Origin of the sequence: Gordonia sp. 852002-50816_SCH5313054-c (assembly GCF_001665925.1) — a bacterium.
Taxonomy (GTDB): domain Bacteria; phylum Actinomycetota; class Actinomycetes; order Mycobacteriales; family Mycobacteriaceae; genus Gordonia; species Gordonia jacobaea.
The window spans coordinates 85451-110607 of sequence record NZ_LZTE01000060.1; the positions used below are offsets into that span (position 1 = coordinate 85451).

At 65.7% G+C, this 25157-nt stretch carries 13 protein-coding genes; 2 read left to right on the forward strand and 11 right to left on the reverse strand.

Going from position 1 to position 25157, the window contains the following annotated elements:
* The first annotated feature begins 3 nt into the window (after window positions 1–3).
* Window positions 4–792 carry an SDR family NAD(P)-dependent oxidoreductase gene (locus tag A5788_RS15485; RefSeq protein ID WP_064869293.1) on the forward strand — a complete coding sequence of 263 codons (789 nt, stop codon included), beginning with the start codon at window positions 4–6 and terminating at the stop codon, window positions 790–792.
* 74 nt (window positions 793–866) lie between these two features.
* Here A5788_RS15485 and A5788_RS15490 read toward each other — a convergent pair whose 3' ends face one another.
* The 4 genes from A5788_RS15490 to A5788_RS15505 form a co-directional block, all read right to left on the reverse strand.
* Window positions 867–2612 (reverse strand): hypothetical protein, encoded by a 1746-nt coding sequence (locus A5788_RS15490; RefSeq protein WP_064869291.1) that lies wholly within the window; start codon window positions 2610–2612, stop codon window positions 867–869.
* Window positions 2613–2720: 108 nt separating this feature from the next.
* Window positions 2721–3563, reverse strand: coding sequence for a nitroreductase family protein (locus A5788_RS15495; protein WP_082937898.1), 843 nt, complete (start codon window positions 3561–3563; stop codon window positions 2721–2723).
* Window positions 3556–4056, reverse strand: a complete 501-nt coding sequence (locus A5788_RS15500; RefSeq protein WP_064869289.1) for a DUF2505 domain-containing protein — start codon at window positions 4054–4056, stop codon at window positions 3556–3558. Before A5788_RS15500 ends, A5788_RS15495 begins: the two co-directional genes overlap by 8 nt.
* The gene (locus A5788_RS15505) at window positions 4056–4694 is read right to left on the reverse strand and encodes a flavodoxin family protein (protein ID WP_064869353.1); all 639 of its coding nucleotides are present in this window, start codon (window positions 4692–4694) and stop codon (window positions 4056–4058) included. The genes A5788_RS15500 and A5788_RS15505 overlap by 1 nt, the downstream gene beginning before the upstream one ends.
* 179 nt (window positions 4695–4873) lie before the next feature.
* On the opposite strand from A5788_RS15505, the gene A5788_RS15510 reads away from it, so the two are divergent.
* Complete coding sequence (locus A5788_RS15510; RefSeq protein WP_064869287.1) at window positions 4874–5692, forward strand: class I SAM-dependent methyltransferase; 819 nt, start codon at window positions 4874–4876, stop codon at window positions 5690–5692.
* A 3-nt stretch (window positions 5693–5695) separates the two neighbouring features.
* Here the strand turns inward: A5788_RS15510 and A5788_RS15515 are convergent, their stop codons facing one another.
* The 7 genes from A5788_RS15515 to A5788_RS15545 all read right to left on the reverse strand — a co-directional run bounded on the left by A5788_RS15515 (window position 5696) and on the right by A5788_RS15545 (window position 25152).
* Complete coding sequence (locus A5788_RS15515) at window positions 5696–6949, reverse strand: phthiocerol/phthiodiolone dimycocerosyl transferase family protein (RefSeq protein ID WP_064869285.1); 1254 nt, start codon at window positions 6947–6949, stop codon at window positions 5696–5698.
* A 116-nt stretch (window positions 6950–7065) separates the two neighbouring features.
* Window positions 7066–7905 carry an ABC transporter permease gene (locus A5788_RS15520; protein WP_064869283.1) on the reverse strand — a complete coding sequence of 280 codons (840 nt, stop codon included), beginning with the start codon at window positions 7903–7905 and terminating at the stop codon, window positions 7066–7068.
* Entirely contained in the window at window positions 7902–8735 is an 834-nt protein-coding gene (locus A5788_RS15525) for an ABC transporter permease (protein ID WP_064869351.1), read from the reverse strand. Before A5788_RS15525 ends, A5788_RS15520 begins: the two co-directional genes overlap by 4 nt.
* Window positions 8736–8743: 8 nt before the next feature.
* Complete coding sequence (locus A5788_RS15530) at window positions 8744–9748, reverse strand: ATP-binding cassette domain-containing protein (RefSeq protein WP_269449569.1); 1005 nt, start codon at window positions 9746–9748, stop codon at window positions 8744–8746.
* 58 nt (window positions 9749–9806) lie between these two features.
* Window positions 9807–14285, reverse strand: coding sequence for a type I polyketide synthase (locus A5788_RS15535; protein WP_082937896.1), 4479 nt, complete (start codon window positions 14283–14285; stop codon window positions 9807–9809).
* Complete coding sequence (locus tag A5788_RS15540; RefSeq protein ID WP_064869279.1) at window positions 14282–19702, reverse strand: type I polyketide synthase; 5421 nt, start codon at window positions 19700–19702, stop codon at window positions 14282–14284. Before A5788_RS15540 ends, A5788_RS15535 begins: the two co-directional genes overlap by 4 nt.
* A complete protein-coding gene (locus A5788_RS15545; RefSeq protein WP_064869277.1) occupies window positions 19699–25152 on the reverse strand; it encodes a type I polyketide synthase in 5454 nt (1817 codons plus the stop codon). The genes A5788_RS15540 and A5788_RS15545 overlap by 4 nt, the downstream gene beginning before the upstream one ends.
* Between the last annotated feature and the right edge of the window lie 5 nt (window positions 25153–25157).

Here is a 25157-nt window from a genome sequence, read left to right on the forward strand (position 1 = left end):
AGTATGGATATCTCCGGGGCGAACGTTCTCATCACAGGAGCCAGTGGCGGCATCGGCGAGGCGCTCGCCAACGCGATGGCCGCAAAGGGAGGCCGCTTGATCCTCACCGGACGCAGGCACGCTGTGATCTCCGAGCTCGCAAAGCGATTGGGCGGCACTGCGATTGCGGCCGACCTGGCAACTCCCGGCGGACCCGCCGAACTGGTGCGCGAGGCGGGGCACATCGATATCTTGATCGCCAACGCAGGAGTGCCGGCGTCGGGAGAGATCATCGACTACACGAACGACGAGATCGACAGGGCCATCGACGTCAATTTGCGCGCCCCGGTCATTCTCGCGAAATTGATTGCCGAACAGATGATTCCACGACGACGAGGGCACCTTGTCTTCATGTCGTCGTTGTCGGGCAAATCGGCGTCGGCAGGCACAGCGCTCTACAACGGAACCAAATTCGGTGTTCGGGGATTCGCGCTCGGCTTGCGTGACGATCTGCGCCCTCACGGCGTCGGTGTCTCGTCGATCTTCCCCGGCCCGGTCAGGGACGCGGGCATGATCGCCGATTCGGCAGTATCGTTGCCCCGCTTGGGTACTCGCACCACGGCGCAGGTTGCTCGCGCCACGGTGCGAGCAATCGAACGAAACCGTGCGGAGACCACCGTGGCACCCGTCAGTTTGCGCGCGGCAACCCTTGTGGGGGCGTTCGCCCCGGACACCGCGGCCCGTCTGGCACGCTTGTCGGGAAGCGACAAGATCGTGACCGCGATCAGTGAGGGTCAGCGTTCCAAGCGGTGACACTGCAAGCGGGGACACTGCAGGCGGTGACGTTCCAAGCGGGGACATTCCGAACTGGGACATGGCGAAAGCCGTTACGCCGCCGCGCCGGTAGAACCGCCGGCCGAACTCGTCGACGCGCCGCTAACGGATGACGTTCCCGTTGTCGCGCGATGCTTGCCGGTGTACCCGGAACCGTCGTCGGCACGATGCTTTCCTGCGCTCGGCGCGGAGGACGTCTGCCCCGCGTCCGGCGACGACTCTGTCGGCTCCGATTCTGATGGTGTCGAGTGCTCCGGTGTGGAATGCGCTGGTGCCGAGGTCGTCTCGTCGGGGGTGGTGCTCGGCGGCGGTGTCGGTGACGGGGAGACAGTGGTCGGCGACTGGGTTGACGGCGAACCAGGCTCCGGCGAACCAGGCTCCGGCGCAGCGGCAGATGGCTCCGCGCCGGGACCCGACGCCGGTATGTCCTGATCGGCCGACTTGCTGTCGGATGCGAGCGGTTTGCTTCCGCGAAGAGCCTCGTCGGCGGTCAGGGTCACAGCTGTCTTCGCCGCGGTCGTCGGCACCACGCTGCGTAGCGTGCTCGACGTACGGCCGTTGTCGCCTGTGGTCGCTGACGGCAGGGCGTTGACGAACGACTCCTTGATCATCTCCGCCAGTCCTTCGGCGGAACCGAACGTCGCTCCACCCGCGGTGGCGAGGCCGTCGATGTTGGCCACGATGTTGTGAGCCAACAACTTCGAGAACTCATCGAGCTGGTCGCCGAACGTCGCGAGATTCTGCGGGATGATCGTCGGCAACTGTGGGATCAGCGCGAGCGAATCGCGGGTCGATGAGACGCCGTCGGTGAAGATCTGATCCCAGGCGGCTTTGGTCCAGATGTTGGTGACGGGCACATAGTCTTCGCGGTTGGGGTCGGTTGGGTCGTAGTCGGACGGTGGGTTGAGGCTCCAGTCCTGTTCGGTCAGCTTCTGTCCGAGGTTGAATGCCGTGTAGTACTTCCCGAACAACGCGAACTTGGGTAGCGATCCGGGAGCGCCGGCGGTACCGAACAATTGGCAGGGCAGACAATAGGTTCCGTCGACGAACGGGTTCAGGCCGTTGAAGACTGCAGTACCGAACTCGCCGTATGCCTGGGCCCACTGCTGCGCCGTCGGACCCTGTTCGATCTTCCCCGATGGATCGTCGGTGAGAGTCTCCCAGACCGCCTTGGCGGGCCCGAGGAAGTCGAGGTGGACAGTCTGACCCGACCACCACGGCTGGATGGCTACCTGCTGACCATCGGCCGCGGTGTAGTACTCGCTGTCCGGATCGATGGTGTTGCGGATCTCCGGGAACGTGTAGCCCTCAGGGCTCAGCAACTGCCACATCGGGACCTGGCCGTACTGCAGAAAATACAGTGGGTCGCTGCACGGCCCCGGCACTCCGGTGCAATTGGGTGTCATGGGCGCGAACGTCGCCAATGTCATCCACAACTGATCCGATTGAGCCGCAGCCACTTTCGGGATCGGCATGAGAAGGAGGCTGATCGCAGCCACCTTCTCGTAGTCCTGCTGATCGAATCCGACGACATTCGTCGGGATATAGAGCCACCAGTTGCCGGAGTCGTTGAACGCCTTCGTCGTCTGCTGCAGCGCTTGGTATTGCACTGCGGGCATGTTCGCCAGCGTCTCGTACACGTTGGCCGGAATATTGGTTACCGAACCAGCCGCATGCGCCTGCACCCCGGGACCCGCGAGCTGCGCGCCCAATGTCACCGCAAGACCTGCGCCCGCGACGGCGGCAACGACGGCGCCGCGGCGGCCGGCTCTCGAAGTGGTGGACGTGGTGGTGGACATCGTGTGTGTCGCTCCTCTGCTCATGGGTCGGCTCTCTGTCGCGACGGTGTCACTTGGCACGTCTGCCGAGAAGGGTTCTGTACCTTATCGATATCGACGCTGTCGCCGTTACGCTTGGGGGACAGAAACATTCGTGATTTTGCTACTTGTCTCCGGATCTTTCGTCGACGTGTCTGCTGTCGGCCGCCGGGTCGATTCGTCGGGTGCGGTTGTGGCGTCGAGAGGCTGTAGCCAGGTGCGCACGCCGTAACCGTCAAGGTGCGTGACCTCTCCCACCGGGCGGCGCGTCGACGGCCCGTAGCGGCCGCGAGGCCACCCGATAGGGACGACGCATACCGGGGTGACGTTGGCGGGCAACTGCAGGATCCGACGTGCCGACGTCAGGTTCCACAGGGGCATCGTGGTGAGCGACGCTCCGAGACCCATCGCTCGGGCGGCGAGCAGCAGATTCTGCACACTGGGATAGATCGATCCCCAATAGCCCGACTCTGCAGGGTGCGGCATCCGGAGTCCGGTGACCCGTCCCTCTCTCACGCCAAGCCGTAGGCACGCGATCACCAGTACCGGTATCTCCTCGAAATGGTCGACCTGCCACTGCACGGCCTTGACCGTGCGTGCGGTCGCCGGGTCCTGTCGTACCAGGTAGCGAAGCGCGAAGCGGGTGTACAGATTCCATGCCTGTCGATAGCGCTTCGCCAATCGTCGCTTGATCTCACGATCCTTGACGACAACGAACTCCCATTGCTGCCCGTTGTTCCCGGTCGGCGCCTGGAGCGCGAGCTCGATGCATCGGAGGACGACGGCGTCGTCGACCGGATCGGGCAACACCCGTCGAATCGCTCGTTGCGTCATCATTGCCGCGTCGAGTGGCATGGCCAGTCGGTCGAGTGCCTCGTCGGTGCTCGGAATCGGTTCCGGCGTCTTGGTCGACGGTCGTTTCGCGTCAGTCATGGGTCCGTACCCACTCGGTCGTGAACTCTTGAATGACCGGGATGTGGAGTGTGAACTCCTGTGCGACATGGCTTTCGATCTTTCCGCCAAGGAGCGGAACGGGCACTGCGACCACACCGGAGAATGTCATGCGAGAGCCGTCGCCGTCGGGGGCGATCTCGGCCGTACCTCCGCCGGACCCAGGCGCGCCGGTGACCTCTACCACGAGTTCCCCACGGACGACGTCCTTCTCGACGGTCACCCAGGTCTCTGTCGTGCGGATCGTCAGGCCGCGACGGTACACCTTGGTCAACAGCGATGGCAGCGCATCGTGGCCCAGGTCTTGCACCGTGACGACCTCGGTTCGGCCGCCGTCCACGGTGAGATCGTCGAGAACCGTGTGGTTGTCGAACTCCGCGAATCTGTCGTGCCAGTACTCGGCGCGCCCGAAGGCGGCGAGAATCTGCTCCGGCGTTGCCGACGACGAGACCTCGACCTCGAATTCACGCGCCATCAGACCTTCTCCCCCATCAGCCGATCTGCCAGTCCCGCTGCGAAAACGCGCACCTCGTCAAGGTGTTCGGGCTGCACGTTGGTCGGTGGCAGCCGGACGCCGCGGTACGTCTCGCGATACTCCCCCGAGCCGAGAAAGCTGGTGAGCGACAACATGGAACGGAGCTGATCGCCGGGATACTCGACGTGCATTCCTCCGACGTAGTGCCCGCCCTGCCATTGGCCGAGTTTGCGAACCTCGTCGAGATTGCCCTTCCAACTGTCGCGGCAGACGACAAACGTCGCGAACGGTGTGCCCGCGAGGAGGTTTCGTGCTTCGTCGGTTTTCAGAAATGAGCGTATCGGCATGGACGCTTTACTCCACCACGTCGGAGAACCGATGCACACCAGGTCATAAGGGGTTTCGCTCACTTCTCGGGGAATCGAGATATCACCGGTCTTTCCGGCTACTTGTGCCGGCAGGACGCTGAGCATGTCCGGCCAGACGTTACGCATGGGAAATCGAGCGAATCGACGGGCATAGCGAGCGTCTGTGAATCCGATCTGGGCGTTCGTCACGTCGTACCCGCGCGTCGCGAATTCTGCTGCGGCGGTGTCGAGTAGCCGACGAGTTTGTCCCGAGTAGCTGTAATAGAGCATCAGCACACGGGGGCTTTTGCGCCCTTCGGTGGTTGGCGTATCGATCACCGGAAACCCTTTCGTATGCGTGAAGGAAATCGGAGTGGACTATTCGAGGAACTATGCATTCGCTTCGCACGGCCAGTTGATGTGAACCGCCGTGATGGCGCCGAGAGCATTCTCCCGTTAGTGTGTTGCAAATGACCGACAAGGCCGCAGTAGACCTCACCGGTGCCGCGAAGACCATGCTCACCACCCTGTACCTGAAATCCCTCGATGCACAGTTCGACGAGCCAGTTCTCGGCGATACGTTCGCACGGGACGCGGTCAGCAGACTCGACTTCGATTGGAGTGACCTGAAAGTCACGGCGAAGTGGGCGCCGATCGTCACCGTACGGACGGCCCTGTACGACATGTGGGCACGCGAATTCCTCGCCGCACACCCCGAGGCGACGGTCATCCACATCGGGTGTGGTCTCGACGCGCGGGTGTTCCGACTCGATCCGGGCCCCGAGGTGCGATGGTTCGACTGCGATTTTCCCGACGTGATCGCCCTCCGTGAACAGATCTACCCGACGCGCCCCGGCTACGAGCTCATCGCGACGTCTGCCACCGACCCGTCGTGGTTGGAGAAGATCCCGACGGACAAGCCCGTGCTGTTTCTCGCGGAGGGCATCAGCATGTACCTCACCCAGGACGAGGGCACCGCGTTGCTGCGACGCGTGGTCGACCGATTCGATTCCGGCGAGATCCAGATCGACTTCTACAACTGGTTGGCCATCAAGACACAGAAGATGCACATGCTCAACAGGCGTTCCGGTTCGACGCTGCACTGGGCGGTCAACGATCCCGCAGACGTGCTCGACGAGGTCCCTGGCCTGCGCAGTGTCGACGACACCACGCTGTTCGACGCACCCACCTTCGATCGGGTGCGCGGTTCGTTTCGCACTGCCGGAGCTGTGACGCGGGCGATGCCTGCTGCTCGAAAGTCGTTGCAATACCATCGATTCGCTTTCTGATCCTCAGCCGACGCTGCTTGCGACGGCGGCGTCGGCGAGTTCGATGAGCAACTGCTCGACTGCGGCGATGGAACGCTCCGGTTCTGGTCCGTGGGTGTGGTATTCCACCATGAGCTGACCGGCGAAGATCTTGCTCGTGTACATCTCGATACCGCCGGCCACCTGGAAGTGCAGTTCGCCGTGCACCGCGACCAAGTCGATGTCGCTCGGCGTACGCATGGGTGGAATGATGCCGTTGTCCGTCATCATCACCACATCGGGAAGTCCGGGTGGATTGCCGTCGTACTGCGGTGTGAAGTGCAGTAGTGACTGCGCGATGACCCCCTCATCGAGGTCGGTGCGATAAGCGTCGGCGATTGCCTGAGCCAGTTTCAGAACGTCTGTGCTGCGGTCGATTTCGGCGAGGAAGGTGCCGACGCCCACCGGATTCGTTGCAGCAGTCGCGGTTACCGGTGGACTGAGAATGTAGCGAAGGTCGACCGGGTAGATGTAGGGCACGGGGATGGCGCGCTCGCCTCGTAATCGCCACTCTGCCATCAGGATGGCCGCCGACAGCACCCCGTTGAGGCTGATCTTGTGATTGCGCGCGTACGCGGTGATGGCGGCCGTGTGCTCAGCGGAGAGCTGGCACCACGCCATCGGTACGCGGATCGGTGCGGGCGGGCGTTCTGCGGACGCCGAACGCCGTGACGGAGGCAGGTCGTACGCAAACAATGCGGGCATGAAGCGTTCGAGTCCGGAGCGGGCGAGTTTCGTGATGCCGCGTTCGGACAACACCGTCTCCAACGACGCAGGCGCGGGCTCGATCTTGCCGGGACGGATGTCACCGGTTGTCACGAGATCGGTGTAGTACGAGAAGAGTTCTTCGATGAGACTGAACTGATGGTGGCCATCGGCGAGGGCGTGGTGGACATAGAGGGTCGCCTGCACCGTGTCGTCTCCGACGATCACCCGCAGATGAACCAGCGTTTCGGTCTGATCGAAGTGGATGGGCGTGATCTCGGTATCTGGGTTTTCGACGACGATGATGCCCGGATGCATCAGGTCGTCGACCACGATCTCCCAGCGACCGTCCTCGGTCTGCTCGAGATGTCCACCGAGGACGGGATGAACGTCGAGCAGGGTGTCGAAAGCATCGGCAAGCGCGTCGACGTCCAGCGGGCCTGACAGGTGCGCACCGAGACCGACGAAGTTGTGTGTCGCGGCGAACATTTCTTCGCTCTTGGCCAGTTTTCTGATCGTCGAAGCTGAACTCATTCGGTCTTTCCTGCCATATCGGTGGTGTGGCGCAAGGTCACGTCTCGTTGTCTGTGGGCCCGCTATCTCTGGGCCCTGTATCTCTGGGCCGCAGGCCTGGTGCTCGCGGCGTCCGGCTAGTCGCGCATGCTCGCCTTGCGATAGCCGATTGCCGCGGGAATCAGGCACACGGCGATGATGGCGCCCGACCAGATCAGCAGCCCCACCAGCGGTGTCAGCACCGGACCGCCCAGCGAGAGCCCGCGCATCACGTCGATGGTGTAGCTGAGCGGCTGGTGCTGCACGGCCGGTTGAATCCATTCCGGGTAGGCGTCGAGTGGCACGAACCCGGTGGAGAAGAACATGAACAGGCCAGAGATGAGGGCAGTGGCCTCGACGACGATCGCTTTGGCCGAGTACAACGCAACTGTCGCCACCATCATGAAGAACGCGAGCCCGAATATGCAGGGCACGAACAACCAGCAGATCGCGGCGAGTACGCCCTCGTGAAAACGCATACCCAGAATCAGGCCGGTGATCATCAGTGCAAGTGTTGCCAACACGATTCGCGCGGCCTCCGCGGCGAATCGCGAGACGAATCCGGCTGCCCGATGGATCGGCAGCACCCACAACCGGGCGAGTAGACCGTCGTCGCGCTCGCGCATGATTCCCAGGCCGCCCACCGTCGAACCCTGAGTGGCCGCGACCATTGCGACGAGCGGCACGCTGCCATAGAGCGCGCTGTGTCCGCTGAATCGTTGGATGCCGTCGCCGAGCACGATATTGAGCGTCACCAGAAAGGCGACGGGCACCAGCACCGTCTCCGCAGTGGTCGCCGGGTCGCGTGTCCACCGGCGCAGCAGTCTCGCAGTGAGTGTTGCGGTGTCGCGCACGAGGGATCGCAGCGATGTCTCTGCCGTGTCATCGCCGCGGGCGGGCAACGTGGTGACGGAATCCAATTCGATGGTCGAGGTCATTTCTTCACCTTCTCCGACGAGGTGAACGCGTACGCCATCATCAACACCGCCAGCAAACCCACGATCCAGGCGATCGCGGGTCCGAGTGTGGCCCAGCCGATCTCACCGGCATAGGGGGTCGAATCACCCGCGAGTGCTCGCAGCGCATAGACGAACTGAGAGATCGGCTGGTTTCGTACGAAGCCCTGAATCCACGACGGGAAGGCTTCTGCCGATTGCACTCCGACCGAGAGCAATCCGAAGATCAACTGCGGCAACATCATCATGTGTGTCGTCGCGTCCGGGTTGCGGGCAACGGTACCGACCACCTCCCCCAGCAGCGAGAGAACCAGTCCGATCGCGAGTGCGAGCAGGCAGAATCCGACAGTGCCGCCCACTCCGTTGTAGAAGCGGAAGCCGATGACGTAACCGCAGATGAGCGAGATCACGAGAGCGACCGTGCAGCGGTACATACTCGCCGTCAATCGGGATGCCAGAGGAACGAACCGCGAGATGGGCATCGCCCGAAAACGTCTGTTGATGCCCGCGACGGCATCCGACGCGGAACGGAACGCGCCCGAGATCGCCGCGAAACTGACTGCCTGCAGCGCGATGAGCGGCATCAGGTATTGGGCATAGCTACTCATATCCGTCGCGTACATCCCGATCTTCTTGAGGGGGATGTAGAAGCCGACGGTGAACATGATCGACGCCGCGATCTGGGTGACGAGTTCGCCATTGCGCAGTGTCGGCAGAATCGAGCGCGACGTCAGCACCCACCACTGTTGCAGGCGTGATGGTTCCACGTCGCGGGTGGTCGACGCGTCCCGCGCGTAGGCGCCGTTACGCACCGTTCCCGTCACCTCGTCAGCCGTTCGTCGGGGCGACGGCCGCCGGTGTTCTGTCCGTTGGTGGGTTGCTGGTGTGCTGTCTCGGTGTTGCCGGTGAGGGCGAAGAACACCTCGTCGAGTGAGGGGCGTCGGAGGCCGATGTCTGCCAGTTGGATTCCCGTTGGTGAGAGCCGATGAACGACCTCGACGAGCGTCTGCGGGCCGCGTGGCGCAGGCATCGAGACCCGGTCGGTCTCCGCGGACAGCATGTTCTGCTTCTGGCGAGGCATCATCATCGGGCCGAGGGCGTGCAGGATGTGCGGAATGTCAGAGGGATAGCGCGGAACGATCTCGCAGAACGTAGCACCGGTCCTCGCCTTGAGTTCGTCGGCGGTGCCCTGGGCGATGACGGTGCCCCGGTTGATGACGACGATCTTGTCCGACAGCGTGTCTGCTTCTTCCAGATACTGGGTGGTCAACACGGTTGCGATGCCCTCGCCCTTGAATTTGGCCACCAGATCCCACACGGACTGCCTGCTACGGGGATCGAGGCCGGTCGTCGGCTCGTCGAGGAAGACCACTTCTGGGCGCACCACGAGTCCGCACGCGATGTCGATACGTCTGCGCATGCCGCCGGAGTATGTGCCGAGTTGACGATCCGACGCGTACTGCAGATCGAATTGGTCCAGCAACTCGTCGGCCCGTCTCTTGGCTGAGTGCTTGCGCAAGCCCTGGAGTCGTCCGAACATGACGAGATTCTCACGGCCCGTGAGCATCTCGTCGAGCGCGACCTGCTGACCGGTCAGCATGATCGACCGTCGGACCGCCGCGGGATCGGTGGCGACATCGTGCCCGGCGACGCGAACGATGCCGGAGTCGGGTGTGCTCAGCGTCGACAGGATGTCAACTGTCGTGGTCTTTCCCGCTCCGTTGGGGCCGAGCAGGCCGAGGACCTCACCACGACCAACCGAGAAGCTCACTCCACGCAACGCCTCGAAGTCGCCGAAGCGCTTGCGCAGCCCTTCGACCACCACCGCGTAGTCGGACTCGTCCCGGCGCCGGTGACGGCCCGAGCGACGTCTGATCCGCGCGTTAGTGTCGTGCACTGGCTTCTCCCAGGTCGAAGTCGGACGACAAATCGATGAGTTCGAGTTCGTCACTCGCCGAGTCGGTTTCGTCTTCGATGATCGACTCTCGGGCGAGATCGGTGAGCGTGTGCCCGAACACGTCGGCCAACAGCGCAGCGCGTTCGGTGTCGACACGACGGTGGTCGTACCACCAGTCGATGTGCAGCGAACCGCCCGCACGGTACACGCGGACCTCGATCGCATGCCCAGCTCCCGGTACGGTCTCGCGAATCGCCAGCGCTGCATCGGAATCCAGCGAGATGGGCGCGTTTGCCGCGTCCGCGGGTAGGTCGGGTATTGCTCCGGCAAAGGTGACGAGCAGATCCGCCTCCGGTGCAGCCTCGAGTCGGCGGGCGGTTGGTGCGTACAGGTAACGCAGCACGCCATATCCGACACCCTGGTGTGGGACGTCGGTCACGGTCTTACGGATCGTCTCGAGGCGTTCGCGGGCCGTGTATCCGCTGACTGCGTTGCACTGCAGCGTGATCGGATGAATCGCGGCGAAGGTGCCGACCGTGCGTCGCGGATCGAGTTCGGGCCGCAGAACAGCCCGTCCGTTGCCGGCCAGATCCACCAGCAACGTCCCCTCGCCGGTCACCTGCGCGACCGTGCGGCCGAGTGCGGTGAGCAGGAAGTGCTCGAGCGGGAACGTCAACCTGCGACGCGCGTCGTCGAGTTCGGTCGTCTGCTTGTCGTCGAGCGCGGTCGCGATTCGGGTCAGGTGTGAGCGACTCGGACGTGCGAATGAACCGTCCCGCACCAGTTGGATGTTCGCGGAATCGGTTGCACCGAGCCAGTAGTCGCGGGTCGCGAGGACGGCCGGATGTGCTGCGAGCTCGACCGATAGCTGCGACCAGTCGCGCCAGGGTGTGGCAACCGGAGCCAGGGTGATTTCCTCGCCTGCGAGGACCTGGCCGAATGCCGTGAACAGATCCGTGAGCAGAATCTCGCGGGACTCGTTGTCGGCGACGAGTCCGTGCACACTGAGGGCCAGATATCGGGGGCCGTCCGGTGTGGCGACGTAAGCGGCGACCAGCGGGACGAGGGCGTCTGCCGTGCGTCCCACCGCGTCGTCGAGAAGTTCACGCACTTGGCGACGTTGGGTCTCCTCCCCCGCCTCGATACCCGCGTCGATCTCGGCGACCACGACGTCGAGGGCTTCCACGGGTTCGCTGATCCGCTGCTCGACCAATCCGTTGTCGTCGACGAGTCGAAGCCGCAGCGCGTCATGGTGATTGACGATCTTGGTCAGGACTGTGCCGACCACCTCTGCTGACACATCTGAACGGAGTCGAAGGATCAGCGGAACCCGCCACGAGTTCTGCTCGGCCAGGCCACGTTCGAGGAATCGCGTGACGGTCGGCGGCACCGGCAGATGTTCCGGATCGGCGTCGACCTTTCGGCCGAGGCCGCCGGACTCGTAGCGGGCGGTGAGCTTCTTCGCGAGTGAGGCGACCGTCTGGTTCTCGTACAGATCTTGTGGCGTGATCTCGAGGCCCTCGTTGGCTGCGCTCATCGCGATGCTGATCGCGATCAGCGAGTCGCCGCCGATCTCGAAGAAGTTGGCGGTCCGTTCGACACTGCCGACGCCGAGGCACTGTGCCCAGATCCGCGCGAGTGTCGCTTCCATCGGTGTCTGTCCGGTGGCGGAGGGGGCCTTGGAATCCGCAGCGGTGTTCTCCGCGTCGATTCCGTGCGTGCCTGCGAACCGCGCTGCGGCGTTGTGCTCGACCCAGTGTCGTTCGCGTGCAAACGGATAACCCGGCAGCGTCAGTCGCTGACGTGGTGTGGCTGTGTCGGAGAGTTCGACGTCGACGCCTGCGGCCCACAGTTGGCCGAGTCCGAGCAGGAATGCCGCCTCGTCGTCGCGATTCTGCGCGGGGTGACGCATGAGGCGCACCGCGCGATGTCCGTCGGACCAGCTCGGGTGCCGCGTCGCCGCGCTTGTGAGGGTGCCGCCGGGCCCGACCTCTACCAGTACCCGGGCGGGGTCGGCCAGCAGTGCGTCGACCTCGTCGGCGAACCTGACCGTCGCGCGGATCTGCCTTGCCCACGTGGCCGGATTGGTGGCCTCGCTTGCCGACATCCACGTGCCGGTGACGTTGGACATCAGCGGGATCTGTGGCGCGTTGAGTGTCAACTGCGAGAGGAAGCTCGTGAACTCGGCGACCACGCCGTCCATCAACCGCGAGTGGAATGCGTGTGAGGTGCGGACTCTGCGAGCTGCGATGCCCTGTTCGGACAGCCGCGCAGAGAAGGCGGCGATCGCGCTGTCAGAGCCCGCGACCACGCAACTGCCCGGGTCGTTCACGGTGGCGATGTCGACTTCGCCATCGAGGAGTGCCGCGATCTCGGCCGGCCCGCGTGGGACCGCGACCATCACGCCGCGCGGTGCCGCGTTCATCAGCCGTGCGCGCATCGCGACGGCCTTGACCGCCGTCGGTAGGTCGAAGACTCCGGCGATGGTCGCGGCGGCGTACTCACCGATGCTGTGTCCGGCGAGCGCCGACGGCTCGACTCCCCGTGACTGGGCGAGCTTGGCCAGTGCGTACTCGACGGCGAACAATGCCGGCTGGGTCCGGTCGGTGCGTTCGAGTGTTCGCGGAGAACCGTCGATGATGTCCGCGCGGAGGTCGATGCCGAGCTCGGCGTCGAAAAGAGTTGCGGCAGCGGTGAAGTGCTCGGCGAAGACGGGCTCGGATTCGATGAGACCACGCGCCATCCCGACGTGTTGCGAGCCCTGTCCTGGAAACAGGAATGCGATGCGCTCACCGTTGCCTTCAACAGCCGGTGCCGCGGAAATGAACGCATTGTCGTGCTCGTCGGCTCGCAGGATGCCAACCGCATCGGCCGTATCGTTGACCACTGCCGCCAGGCGGAACCGTTCTGTACGACGGCCGGCAAGGGTGTGGGCGACATCGGCGATATCGAGGTCGGGTCGCCGTTCGAGGTCGTCGGCGAGTGCGCGCCGGCCCAGCGCCAACGAGTCCGCGGTTCGCGCCGACAGCGTGACGACGTGAGGACCGCTGCTCGCCGGGACGGGCGCCGATGCCGGCGCTTCCTCGAGCACGACGTGCACATTGGTTCCGCCGACACCGAAGGCGCTCACACCCGCGCGCCGCGGGCGGCTCGATTCCCACTTGGTGTGCTGGCCGCGAACCTCGAAGGGGCCCCGCTCGAGGTGTAGCTCGGGATTGGGTGCTGTGTAGTGCAGCGTGCCCGGCAGTGCCTTGTTCTCCAGACACAGCACGGCTTTGATGAGGCTGGCAATGCCTGCCGCGGTTTCGAGATGGCCGATATTGGACTTCACCGACCCGAGGACACACGGTTCGGTGCGATCTTCCTCGGCGAGTTCGAAAGCCTGACGCAACCCCTCGACTTCGACCGGATCGCCCAGTGGCGTTGCGGTGCCGTGTGTTTCGACGTAACCGATCGTCGCGGCGTCGACCTCGGCGAGCGCGTGGGCCTCGGCGATGACCTCGGCCTGCCCTGCCGCGTTCGGTGCGGCGTAGTTCATCTTCGTCGCGCCGTCGTTGTTGACCGCGGAACCGCGGAGCACAGCGTGGATGCGGTCGCCGTCGGCCACTGCGTCCTCGAGTGGTTTGAGTAGCACCGCGCCGACACCGCTACCGAAGATCGTCCCGTCCGCCCGGACGTCGAATGGGCGGCAGTATCCGCTGGGCGATGCCATCGATCCCGGCTCGTAGAAATACCCGACCCGATTGGGTACGCGAATCGACGAACCGCCGGCAAGAGCCATCTCGCACTCGCCGTTGAGAATCGACTGGCATGCGAGATGGACCGCGAGCAACGACGACGAGCACGCGGTCTGCACGGCGAACGCGGGGCCGCGCAGATTGAACTGGTGCGCGACACGGGTCGCCAGGTGGTCCTTGTCGTTCTGCAGCGAGAGATTGATCATCTCGAAGCTGGCGCCTTCGCCGATGACCCTGGCGGGGTCGAGATGCGACATCAGGTTGTGAAGCAGGTAACCGCTCGCCGAGCTGGTGCCGAACACACCGACGTTCACATCGATGTCGGCGGGGTTGTAGCCGGCGTCCTCGAGTGCGTGCCAAGTGGTCTGCAAGAACAGCCGATGCTGAGGGTCGAGGGTGCGCGCCGCGTGCGGGGTGAAGCCGAAGAACTCGGCATCGAACTCGTCGATCCCGTCCATCGCGGGAGCCCTGCGCACATAGTTGCTGTTCTTCAGCGTGGAGTCGCTGACGCCTGCTGCGCGAAGATCACCTTCATCGAGCGAGACGATGCCTTCCTGATCGGCGCTGAGGGCCCGCCAGAATTCGGTGACCGAATCGGCGCCGGGAAACCGGCCTGCCATGCCGATGATCGCAATCGCGCCCGACGGGTAGTTCGTTGTGTCGACGCCGACACTTCCCGGCTGCGCCCCGAAGGTGCCTGTCCCCGTACTCGATGCGGCTGTCGTCATACTCGCTGCCCCGTCCTGCGTCGCTGCGCCCGCTGACGGGCCGCCGCGCGTTGTTGGGCGCGTTCCCGCAGCCCACCGGTCGTGTCTGTCTTCTCCGCCTGAGCGAGTCCGAGTTGTCGGATGAGGTCGGCGGCCAGGTCTCGCGGCGTCGCGCCCTGCAGGAGCAACGCAACCGGCGGTTCGACGCCGAAGTCACCGCGGACCGTGTTTCTGATGCGCACCGCCATGAGCGAATCCATACCCAACTCGGTGAGTGGGCTCGTCGGATCGATCGCCGAGTTGTCGGCGTACCCCATGATCGTCGCCACGCGTGTACGCAGGCGCTCGGTGACGGCGTCGAGCACCGCGTCGCCGTCGAGATCACGCAGCGCTTCGACTCCCGCCCAACCGTCGTCGGAGTTGTCGACGTCGAGTTCGGAGACGAGTGGCGCGAAGTAGCCGATCTTATTCAACTCGGGGAAGGCCGCCGAGGCGCGGTCGAGGCGCAGTCGCACCACGCCGGCCTGTGCGACATCGTGACGGAGAATGACTTCGAGTGCCTCGATGCCCTCGTCGGGCGTGATGGGGTCGATCGCGGTCATGTTCAGCGTCTGCGCGACACCGACCTGCGCCCACTGGCCCCAATTGATCGACGTGGCAGGCAATCCCGAAGCGCGCCGCCACGCGACGAGCGCGTCGGTCCACGCGTTCGCAGCGGCGTATGCCCCCTGTCCGGGCGAGCCGAGCAGCGACGCGACGGACGAGAACACCACCCACCAATCGAGTTCGCGATGCGCACATGCGTCGTTGAGCGCGAGGGCGCCGAGCACCTTGGGACCCCACACGCGGTCGAGACTCTCCGGAGCGAGTGCGCCCAGGAGCGCATCGTCGATCACAGCGGCACAGTGCATGACACCACGCAGTGGTTTTCCGGTCGCCTCCGCGGCGTCGACGAGGACCGTTGCGACGCCGGGATCGGTGATATCGCCCTGCACGTAGACGATCTCGCTGTTCGCCTGGAGTTCGACGAGTGCGGTCTGCTGCGCGTCGTCGGCGGCGCTGCGGCCGTTGAGTATCACCCTGCCTGCCCCGTTGGCGACCAGCCACTGGGCCATGACCAGACCGAGTCCGCCGAGCCCGCCGGTGAGGATGTACGCGCCGTCAGAGGTGACCGTCGTCGACGTGGAGTCGACGCCCAGCGCCGTACGCGTGAGCCGCGCGGCGTACCGAATGCCGTCGCGCCACGCGACGATATCGTCGATGCCGGCCGTCTCGGCTCCTCCTGCAGCGATCTCGCGTACCAGGTCGTTCATGCTGTCGCCCGCATCGTCGAGATCGACGAGCGTGGTGTGCAGATCGGGATGTTCGTACGCGAGCACGCGGACGAGTCCCTTCAAGCCGCCGACCGCCGGGTCGCCGGGCTCACGGGGGTCCACACCGAGTCCGTCCCGCGACACCAGCCACAGCCGTGGCGCGTTGCCGTGCCACCCGTTGACCACCGTGCGCACCGCACACGTCACGGACCACACGAGATCGCGCGCCCTCGTCGCTGACGCCGCGCTGGCGTCGAACCCCTGCTTGTCGACCATCACGATCACGCCTGCGGGCGGATGAGTGGGATCCCCGGTCGCCTCGCCGAATGCAGCAGCCACGGCGGCGTCGTCGAACATGTCGGCCGCGATGACCCGGCGGTGGTCGACGTCGCCGAGCGTCTGCGCGAAATCAGCGGCGAGCACGTCTGCGGTCTGTCCGGCCGAGAACGAGCTGAGCACCAGCCAACTACCGGCGGGAATCGCAGACGACGCGTCGGCAGGCAGCGGCGCCGGTTGCCACTGGGTGTCGAACAGCTTCTGCTCCAACGGAAGTGGAACGGTGTGGCTCTGCACCCGCCGTAGGTAGACCTGCGATCCGGCGAGGAACGGGCGTCCGTTGTCGTCGCTCAGGACGAAATCACCGATCTTGTCGACGCCGTTCTCGGCGTCGACGACACGCGCCGAACACGTCGCGGTTCGCCCGACGGGGCCGAGGACGCGCAGACTCCCTATCGCGACGGGCAGGTATGTCGCTTCGGCGGATTCTGACAGCGCGGTTGCGGGCATCGCCGCGGCGACGCCCTGGAGCGCGGCGTCGAGGAGTACCGGGTGGACACGAAAACCACGGTGGGCGCTCGCCTCGTCCGGGAGCACGATCTGGGATTCCGACGCACCCCCTTCTGCACGAACGATCCGGGTGAGTGCGGCAAAACCCTGTCCGTGGTGAGCGCCCGTGCGGCGCAGCGCGGTGTAGAAGTCGGTGGCGGGAATGACCGATCCGGTCACCGGCACGACAGTGGGTGCGGCGGCATCGTCGGCAGGCGAGACACGACCGACGGCGTGGCGTCGCCAGGTGCCTTCCGCGTCGCGCGAATGCACCTCAACCCGCACTGCTCCCCCGTCGACAGGCGTCAATTGAGTGGTGACCCTGATGGTTTCGTCGACCGGGAGCATCTGCTCCACCTCGACCTGAGCGAGTTGAAGTTGTTGTGCGGGCACTCCGAGTGCTTCGGAACCAGCGGCGAGAACCATCTCGGTGAATCCCGCAGCAGGCATGATGGCTTGACCGTGCACACGGTGGTCGGCCAGCCACACCGTGCTCTCGACGCCGATCTCGCTCTGCCACAGATGGCCTGCGGCAGCGGGGAGTTCGACGTGGGTACCGAGGAACGGGTGTGCGCCCGCACTCGACGTCGACGGTGCGGTCGCCATCCAGTAGCGGGTGTGATGCCAGCGGTTGGGCGGAAGGTCGACGAGGGAACCGTCAACTCGCTGTGTCGTCTCCGACCCCGCCTGCACCGCTGCCAGATTCGCGTGGAAGACCAGGGTCTCGTCCTCGTTGCGGACGATGCTGCCGAACACCGCGACATCGCCACGCGGCCGCGCGACCGAGAGTGTGTCGCCTATCGCGTGGGTCAGCAGCGGGTGCGGGCTCATCTCGATGAACGTCGAAAACGACTCTGCGGCCCGGGTCACAGCCTGTGAGAAGCGCACGGGATTGCGCAGGTTACGTGCCCAGTAGTCGGCGTCGAGCACAGTCGACTCGCCCTCGCGGGCCACCGTGGTCAGCAGTGGGATACGCGGCGTCGTAGGTGTGAGATCGGTCAGCGCCGACCGCAGATCGTCGAGAATCGGGTCGACGGTTCGGTGGTGCGAGGCGACATCGACCTCGACGCGTCGCGCCAGGAGGTTGCGGCCCTGCACCTCGGCGATGACCTTCTCGATCTGCTCGGGCGGGCCTGCGACGACGCTTTGCCGTGGTGAAGCGTAGACCGCGAGCGACACGTCGTCGTAGTTGCGTAGAAGGGCCTCGGTGGTGCTGGCGTCGGCTTCGAGCAGCGCCATCGCGCCCTGGCCGGAGAGGTGCACTGCCATCAGCTTCGAGCGGGTCGCGATGACCTTGAGACCATCGGCGCGGCTGAGTCCCCCGGAGACGATCGCGGCGGCGACCTCGCCCATGGAGTGGCCGATCACCGCATCCGGCTCGACACCGCGTGAGCGCCACAGTGCTGTGAGTGCCAACTGCACGCCGACGAGAACCGGCTGGATTCGGTCGATTCCAACGACAGCGTCGCCAGAGGTGAGCGTGTCGCGCAGCGAAAAGCCCACCTGTGCAACGAAATCCGGCTCGATCTCGTCGATTGCCGCGGCGAAAGCAGGCTCTTCTGCGAGGAGGCGTCGGCCCATGCCTGCCCACTGCGCACCCTGTCCCGAGTAGCAGAAGACGGTGCCGGTGCCACGTGCTCGCTTGATCGGTGCGACGACTCCCGCTGCCGGTGACCGCTCGGCCAGCGCGCGGAGACCCGCGACGGCTTCGGTTCTGGTGCGCGCAGAGACACTGCCGACGAGGTCGGTGCGGCCGCGCTGGCGGTCGAGCGTGTGGGCGACGTCGACCAACGCCACGGCCGGGTCGCTCTCGAGCCAGTCGGCGAGGATCTGCGCCCACGTCTCCGCGCGGTCGGCCGTCTTGCCGGTGACGAACAACGTCACAGCCTCCGGGGTGGCCGTCGATTCCGAACTCGTCGACCGTACGGGCTCGGGGCCCTGCTCGATCACGATGTGTGCGTTGGTACCGCCGAGACCGAACGACGAGACTCCTGCACGACGGGGAGCGTCGGCGACCGGCCACGGCGATGCCTCGGTGGGCACGACGAATCGTGTGCCCTTCGTGTCGATGGCCGGGTTCCATTGTGTGAAGTGCAGATTCGGCGGGATCTGAGCGTGGTGGACCGACAGCACCGCTTTGATGAAGCCCGCGATGCCCGCGGCGGCCTCGAGATGTCCGAAGTTGGACTTCACGGCGCCGAGAGCCAGCGGCGCGCTGCCCTTGCCGTAGACGGCGGCCAGGGCATCGAACTCGATCGGGTCGCCGAGTGCTGTTCCGGTGCCGTGGGTTTCGATGAAATTGACCGACGACGCCTGCACATCGCCGGATGCCAAGGCGCGTGCGATGACCTCCTTCTGCGCGGGCGCATTCGGTGCGGTGAGCCCGTTGGACCGGCCGTCCTGGTTGGTCGCAGAGCCACGGATCACCGCGAAGACACGATCACCGTCACGCACGGCGTCGGTGAGACGCTTGAGCACCACGACGCCCGCGCCCTCGCCACGGACGAAGCCGTCGGCCGCGACGTCGAATGCATTGCATCGGCCGCGTGGCGAAAGCATTCCCCACTTGCCAAGTGCCAACTGGGTTTCGGGCTGTTGGATGAGATTGACGCCGCCTGCGAGTCCGAGGTCGGTCTCGCGCGAGCGCAGGCTCTGGCAGGCCAGGTGCAGCGAGACCAATGACGACGAGCACGCAGTGTCGACGGCGACGGCGGGGCCACGCAGACCCAGGAGGTAGGCGACTCGACCGACTGTCACGCTGTGCGCGTTTCCGGTCGCGGAGTAGGCGTCGATTGCGTCCTGATTACCGGCGGACTTGGCCTGATACTCGTTGTAATAGACGCCCATCATCACGTTGGCGCGCACACCGTTGACCGTTTCCGGCGAGTACCCCGCGTTCTGCAGAGCTTCCCACGCGACCTCGAGGAGCACACGCTGCTGCGGGTCCATCGCCTCGGCCTCGCGCGGGGTGATGCCGAAGTAGTCAGCGTCGAATCCGCCTATGTCGGAGAGGAACCCACCCCACTTCGAAGGCATTCGGCCGGGCACACTCGGGTCGGGGTCGTAGTACTCGTCGGCATCCCAGCGGTCGGCGGGCACCTCGACGATCGCGTCGCGACCCTCGGTCAGCAGCTTCCAGAATTCGTCAGGGCCGTGGACGTCGCCGGGAAGGCGGCAACCGATTCCGACGACAGCGATGGGCTCGGCGCCAGAGATGCGGGCCGCCTTGTCGAACTGCTCCACCAGCGCGCCGCGCTGGGTGGGGTTCATGGCCGCGACACGGTTGTAGGTCGTCTTCATGCGTCACCACTCTCGCTGGATGCCGACACGGATTCCGCGCCGGCAAGGGGATCATCGGACAGCGATTCCACGCTGTCGAACAGGCTGTCGAGCACGCTGTCGACGTCTGAGTCGTCCGGCTCGGGTTCGGTTGCTGCGGAGCGTCGTGCGGGCTCGAGCAGGTCGGTGAGGAGGTCGCTCATTGCCTCTACCGTTGGGTGGTTCCAGAGCATCGTCGCCGATAGATCCATGCCGACCAGCTGTCGTGCGTCGCGAAGCACGGTCATCGCCATCATCGAGTCCAGGCCGAGTTCGGGGAACGGTTGATCGATGCGCAGTGCATCCGTCGGCATGCCGATCTCGCGAGCGAGTATGGCGCGCAGGCGATCTCGCAGTTGCGCTCGGGTCTCCTCCTCGGTGAGCTCCGCCCAGACCGGTGCGTCGACAGCGGGCACCAGAGCGTCGGTGGTGTCGGGTGCAGGCGCGGCTGCCCCGGCGAACCGCAGTCCGCGCAGTGCGACGGTGACGGTGCCGTCGGGTGCGCTGACGACGACGTCGGTGCTGAAACCATCGGCGTCACCGGCACGGTGGCGCAGCTCGACGTGCCCAGTCGACGCAGCGGAGTCGACGTCGAGTGCGACCGAGTCGACCGAAGCCGGGAACATCAAGCCGTCGTGTGAACTGTCGAGGAGTCGCGCGAGATGTATTGCCGCATCGACGAAAGCGATCGCAGATGGCCCCGCGGAGTCGAGGGACGTGGTCCCGACCTCGGCGGTCAGGGTGCCCGGGGTTGCCGAGTGGTCACCGACCGACCAGGGGTACGGACGCCCGTCGATCCCCCAGCGTTTCTGAAGTCCTTCGGCCTGCGCCGCGTCGAACCCTGTCGGTGCCGGATCGGTGAGTGCGCCGGGCGTCAGGTCGACCGGGGAGTTGGTTGTGGTGGCGGTGACGTGGGTGACCCACCTGTCGGCCGCGGCATTCGGAGACGTCGCCGATGCCACCGTCACGGTGCCGTCGGTGCCGATTCGCACCCGAACGACCCGCGGGCGGTCGGCGACCACCGGGTACTGGAACCGCACATCACCGACTCCTGCCGCGCCACTCTCGCGTGCCGCTGCGGCGACGGTCGCAATGAGGACCGACGCCGGGACGACCTGCACCCCTTGAACGAGATGCGAACCCGGGTAGGGCAGATCGTCGGGATCCAGGCGAGCCTGGAAGATGGCAGCGGCCCCGTTGGTATCCCCGTCGATGAACTCCCCCAACACGGTGCCCGGACGCGCGGACGGCAGCGCCGCGAGGTCGGCGGCCTCGTCGGCGCCGAGCAACTCGTCGACGACCTTGAAAGAAGTACGCATCCGATACGACTCGGCGAGCCGCTCCCAGTCGGCGGCGACGACGATCGGGCGCACACCGGCGGAGGGGTCGAGGAGGCGACCGAGTGTGCCGATGGCGACGTCGTTGGGCATCGGTGTGAGACCTGCGGACGCCGTCTCGGGCTGTGCGTCGGCCCACGACTTCCACAGGCCCCAGTCGATGACCGTGGCCGCCAGACCCATCGCGTGTCGTGCGTACGCCAGTGCGTCGGCATAGGCGTTCGCCGCGGTGTAGTGACCCAGCCAGCGTGAACCGAACAGGCCGGTGATCGAGGAGAAGAGTACGAAGCGGCTGACCGGTGTGCTCACCGTCAGACGGTGCAGCACGTCCACTGCATCGATCTTGGGCCGGAACATGGCGGCCGCGTCGTCGTCGGACATGTCGATCAACTCGCCTGCCCCGCCGGCGAGGGCCGCGACGTACACGCCGTCGAGTGGCGGTAGATCGGTGCCGAAGCGCGCGAACAATTCGGCCATCGCAACGGGATCGGCGGCATCCGCGGCGTGCGAGACGAGCGTCGTCCCACGTGCAGCGAGTTCGTCGGTCAGCTCGGACAGCGCAGAGCCTCCCCGGCGCGACACTGCGACAACGGTTGTGGCGCCGAGTGCGGCGAGTTGCCGCACCAGATCGGGGCCGACGTTGCCGGTGGCGCCGACGACCAGCTGTGTGCGGTCGGCAGGCAGTTGCGTGATACCGGTGGGAACGTCGGTGCGCGCGAGCCGCGGCACCAGTCGCCGCCCCGCGCGGTAGACGACCTGATCCTCGCCGTCGTTCGCGGCGGCATTCGTCGCCACATGGCGGGCGACGAGTTCGGCGGGCACCGTCGCATCTATATCCAACAGTCCGCCGAAGAGTTCAGGCCGTTCGAGCGCCAGCGTGCGACCGAATCCCCACAGCACGGCCTGCGCCGGATCTGCGGCCTCACCTTCGGCGACCGGAGCCGCATTGCGGGTGAGGATGTACATACGTACAGCAGTGTTGGCGGCAGCCAACGCGGCGGCCATACGCCGTGCCTCGCCGAAGATGCGACGTGCGGCGCGAGCTGAATCCGCGACGACCGGTCGCGGTGCGAAGAGCACGTGCGTCGCGGGTGAGAGGGCCACCGGAGTCAAGGCGTCGGGTGCCACGACCGTGCCCGCGTCGAGGAGAGCGGCGAGGTCTGCTGCCGAAGAGTCGTCGGAGACGACAACCCAGTTCTGATCGGTGGTGTCGGCGAGGGTGTCCAGCGCCCGTTCACGCCACGCGAGGGTCATGAACCAGTCGTCGAAAACCTCACCGGCACCCACGTTTTCGGTGTCCCCGCCACTGTTCCGCCCGGCAGGACCCGACGGTGCCGCGGTACTCGACAGTGCGGCGCGAGCGACAGCTCCGTCCGTCTCGGGCACCTGAACCCAGTAGCGCGAGTGATGCCACGGAGTGTGCGGCAGCCGAACGAACGGCCCGGCCGCGGGCACAGACGGCGGAGTGGTGGTGCGAACCGCTGCGAGATTCGTGGCGAACGTGACCAGATCGTCGGTGTCGCGGTAGAGCGTGCCGAGGACGTTGTTCCTGCCCGTTCGGAGGATGTCGTCGAGCGCGTACGTCAGCACGGGATGAGGGCTGACCTCCACAAAGGTCCCGTACTGTGCACCGGCTGCGGCGACCACGGGGTCGAAGCGCACCGGATTGCGCAGGTTGGCACACCAGTAGTCGGCGTCCATCCGTGGCGATACCGCGCCGGAGGGATCCGCCGTCGAGAGCAGCGGAATCGTCGGTGTGCGAGGCGAGATGTCGGCGAGTGCCACGCGCAGGTCAGGAAGGATCGGATCGATGATCGGGTGATGCGACGCGACGTCGACCTCGACTCGGCGCGCGAGTCGGTCGGTGGCTGCGACACGGGCGATCGCGGCGTCGACCTGTTCGGGTGGGCCGGCGATGACGGTCTGCCCCGGCGACGCATACACCGCTACGGTCAGGTCGTCGAAGTCGGCGATGAGGTCTTCGGCAGCCCGGGCGTCGAGTCCGAGCAGCGCCATCGCACCCTGACCCGACAGCGCTGACATCAGCCGGGAGCGTGTCGAGATCACCTTGAGTCCGTCACCGACGCTCAACGCTCCCGACACGACTGCCGCGGTGACCTCGCCCATCGAGTGGCCGATCACCGCGGCGGGCTCGACGCCCTTGGCGCGCCAGAGCGCGGTGAGTGCCAACTGGATACCGACGAGTGCCGGCTGGATGCGGTCGATACCCGTGACCGACTCTCCCGCCGCGATCGTCTCGCGGAGTGAAAAGCCGGCGTGTGCAACGAAATCCGGCTCCAGCTCGTCGACTGCGGCGGCGAAGGCGGGCTCGTGTTCGAGAAGGCGCTTGCCCATACCCGCCCACTGGGAACCCTGTCCGGAGTAGACGAATACGGTGCCGGGCGTGCGCACGGCGTCGCGGACGCCGACAACACCTGGTGACTTGTACCCGCCCGCGACCGCGCGCAGGCCCGCGACGGCGTTGGTGTGGTCGGCCGCGGTGACCGTCGCGAAGACCGGGAAGGCGGCTCGGTGGTTGGCCAGGGTGTCAGCCACCGCTGACAGCGGGGTGTCAGCCCCGGCGCCGGCAAGCCACTCGGCAAGTACGCCAGCGGTCGACGCGACGCGCTCCGCGGTCTTGCCTGCAACCACGAGGGTGCTGACCAGTGGTTCGGGGGTGAGTGCCGTTTCACCTGCGACCTGCGGTGCCTGCTCGACGACGATGTGCGCGTTCGTCCCGCTGACCCCGAAGGACGACACACCCGCGCGGCGCGGGTGATCCGTCTCGGGCCAATCGACGGGCTCGGCCGCGACGGTGAAGGTCGACGCGCCGGCACACGCGTGGGGGTTCAGGCTCGAGAAGTGAAGTTGTCGTGGGATGTGCGCTTTGCCGACGGCCAACACGGTCTTGATGAAACCTGCGACACCCGAGGCGGATTCGAGATGTCCGAGGTTGGTCTTCACCGATCCGACGATCAGCGGCGACGAGTCCTTACGGTCTCCGAAGACGTTGTAAAGCGCGTCGAGTTCGATCGGATCGCCGAGCGGTGTGCCGGTTCCGTGCGCCTCGACGTAATCGATGTCGGCGGGCTCGAGTCGCGATGCGGCGAGCACCCGTCGCATCAGAGCTTGCTGCGCCGGACCGTTGGGCACGGTCTGCCCGCTGCTCGTTCCATCCTGGTTGACGCCCGTACCACGAATGACGGCGAGCACCCTGTCGCCGTCGCGGGTCGCGTCCTCGAGTCGCTTCAGCACGACCACACCGCAGCCCTCGCTACGCACGTATCCGTTGGCATCGGCGTCGAAGGTCTTGCATGTGCCGTCTGGTGCGAGCATGCCCCAGCGCGAGCAGGCGATGCTGTTCTCCGGGGAGAGGTTGAGATTGACGCCCGCGGCGAGCGCCGCGTCGGCCTCGCGCCGCCGCAAGCTCTGGCACGCGAGGTGGATGGCGACCAACGACGACGAGCAGGCCGTGTCGGTGACGACAGCGGGTCCGTTCAGTCCCAAGAAGTACGACAGGCGTCCGGCCGCGAAGTTGGCGGCGTTGCCGAACGGGATGTAGGGATCGAGATCTGCCGGTGCCAGCTTGCCCGCGAATGACAGTGTGTAGTCGTTGGTCGTCATGCCGACGAAGACACCGGTTTGTGTGCCGCGCAATGCTTTCGGCGTCAGGCCGGCGTCTTCGATCGCTTCCCACGCAACTTCCATGAGGAGTCGTTGTTGCGGATCCATGCCGACGGCTTCGCGGGGCGTCAGTCCGAAGAACTCGGCGTCGAACTGGTCCGGATCCCAGTGCGTGAGGAAGCCGCCCTGGTTGGTGACGATCGTGCCGGGCACGGTGTGATCGTCGGTGGCGAATTGGTCTGCGTCCCAACGGTTGGCGGGAACCCGGACCACGCCGCTTCGGCCTTCGGTGAGCAAGTCCCAGTAGTCGTCCGGGTTGTTCACCTCACCGGGAAGCCGACACCCCATGCCGACGACGGCAACGGGTTCGGTCTCGCTCTTCTCTGCGATGGCGAGTTTCTTGGTCAGATCGTCGATCCTGCGGAGCGCATCGGTGATGATCGCCCGTCGATCGGTGGCCTCGGGAGTCATCGGTG

What these genes read in the sequence shown, in the direction of transcription:
- A5788_RS15485 (WP_064869293.1), top strand. Translation starts at nt 4, where the DNA reads ATGGATATCTCCGGGGCGAACGTTCTCATCACAGGAGCCAGTGGCGGC.
- A5788_RS15535 (WP_082937896.1), bottom strand. Translation starts at nt 14,285, where the DNA reads ATGACGACAGCCGCATCGAGTACGGGGACAGGCACCTTCGGGGCGCAG.
- A5788_RS15515 (WP_064869285.1), bottom strand. Translation starts at nt 6,949, where the DNA reads ATGAGTTCAGCTTCGACGATCAGAAAACTGGCCAAGAGCGAAGAAATG.
- A5788_RS15500 (WP_064869289.1), bottom strand. Translation starts at nt 4,056, where the DNA reads ATGGCGCGTGAATTCGAGGTCGAGGTCTCGTCGTCGGCAACGCCGGAG.
- A5788_RS15540 (WP_064869279.1), bottom strand. Translation starts at nt 19,702, where the DNA reads ATGAAGACGACCTACAACCGTGTCGCGGCCATGAACCCCACCCAGCGC.
- A5788_RS15520 (WP_064869283.1), bottom strand. Translation starts at nt 7,905, where the DNA reads ATGACCTCGACCATCGAATTGGATTCCGTCACCACGTTGCCCGCCCGC.
- A5788_RS15510 (WP_064869287.1), top strand. Translation starts at nt 4,874, where the DNA reads ATGACCGACAAGGCCGCAGTAGACCTCACCGGTGCCGCGAAGACCATG.
- A5788_RS15545 (WP_064869277.1), bottom strand. Translation starts at nt 25,152, where the DNA reads ATGACTCCCGAGGCCACCGATCGACGGGCGATCATCACCGATGCGCTC.
- A5788_RS15495 (WP_082937898.1), bottom strand. Translation starts at nt 3,563, where the DNA reads ATGACTGACGCGAAACGACCGTCGACCAAGACGCCGGAACCGATTCCG.
- A5788_RS15490 (WP_064869291.1), bottom strand. Translation starts at nt 2,612, where the DNA reads ATGTCCACCACCACGTCCACCACTTCGAGAGCCGGCCGCCGCGGCGCC.
- A5788_RS15505 (WP_064869353.1), bottom strand. Translation starts at nt 4,694, where the DNA reads ATGCTCTATTACAGCTACTCGGGACAAACTCGTCGGCTACTCGACACC.